Source organism: Acidovorax sp. KPB24-07, from assembly GCF_057543315.1.
Genome location: NZ_BAAJYS010000678.1, coordinates 1 through 1,212 on the forward strand (window position 1 = coordinate 1; position 1,212 = coordinate 1,212).

General features: G+C 72.6%; 2 protein-coding genes. One reads left to right on the forward strand and one right to left on the reverse strand.

What is annotated here, in order from left to right; genetic code table 11:
- Positions 1-731: hypothetical protein (locus AC27IQ_RS24940; RefSeq protein WP_487091210.1), on the forward strand; the 731-nt coding region annotated here is incomplete at its 5' end.
- A 41-nt stretch (positions 732-772) separates the two neighbouring features.
- Here AC27IQ_RS24940 and AC27IQ_RS24945 read toward each other — a convergent pair.
- On the reverse strand, positions 773-1,212 hold a 440-nt coding region (locus AC27IQ_RS24945; protein ID WP_487091211.1), incomplete at its 5' end, for a response regulator transcription factor.

A 1,212-nucleotide genomic window follows, 5' to 3' on the forward strand; every position in this document is an offset into this window, starting at 1 on the left:
CCTTGCTGGCGGCCCTCGGCACCGCGGCCCTCGCCGCGCCGGCCGCCCGCGCGGCCACCGACACCGATCCCGACACGCCGCTGCCCTTCAAGCTGACCACGGGCCTCTACCAGGTGTCCGGCGGCGGCCTGCCCTCGGGGCCCGGGCTGGACGTGAACCTGCGCTACACCCGCGGCGACGACCACTGGTGGGTGGGCGCGTTCCGCTCGCCCGCGCTGGGCTTTTCCATGCCGCGCGCGGGGTGGGACCGCACCGTGGCCTTCGGCGACTGGCGGGTGCTGCCCTCGGTGCAGATCGCCTCGGGCGGCTTCGTCGGCGGCAGCCTGGCCTTGGAGACCGGCACCACCTGGGTGGTGGGCGCGGGCCTGGGGCGCACCAACCTGCGCAACTACGCCAACCTCAACTTCGATCCCAACGACGCCTACAGCGTGTACGGCAGCCACCGCTTCACCAGCGGCGACACCCTGGCGCTGCAGCTGGTGCGCGACAACCGGCAGAACCCCGACCAGCAGAACCTGCACCTCGTGTGGCGCAGCCCGCGGCCGGGCGGCCAGCGGCTCACCGTGGACCTGCTGGCCAAGCAGGGCACGGTGGACGGCCGGTTCATCCGCCGCGCCGGCCTGTCGGTGGGCTACGACTGGCCAGAGTGGTTCGTGCGAGCCGCATGGGACCCGCAGGTCAACTTCACGCCGCAGAACATGCTGCGGCTGTCCACCGGGGTGCGGTTCTAGCGCCCAGCGCTGCAGCCACCGGGGCCCGTGCGCCGTGGCGCTCAGCCCTCGAACTGCGGATGCGTCTGCCGGATGCGCGCCATGGCGATGCCGGCCGCGGCGGTGCGCGTTTCTACGCCCAGCTTCACGTACACGCGCTCCAGGTGCTTCTTGACCGTGGCGGGGCTGGCGCCCAGGATGTCGCCAATGTCACGGTTGGTCTTGCCCTTGACGAGCCAGTACAGCACCTCGGCCTCGCGGGCGGTGAGCTTGAACGACAGGCCCATGGCTTCGATCACGGCGGCGTCGGACACCTCGCGCATCACGATCAGCCAGTCGCCGCCGCCTTCGCTGTCACCGGTCTGCTGGTGCAGGCTGAACGACAGGCGGCGCGCGCCCTGCTCCACCACCAGGCGCGGCGGCTCCAGCTGCTGCACGGCCAGATCGGCCAGGCGCGGCAGCTGCGCCTGCAGCCACTCGGTGACCGGCGCGGGCGCGAAGG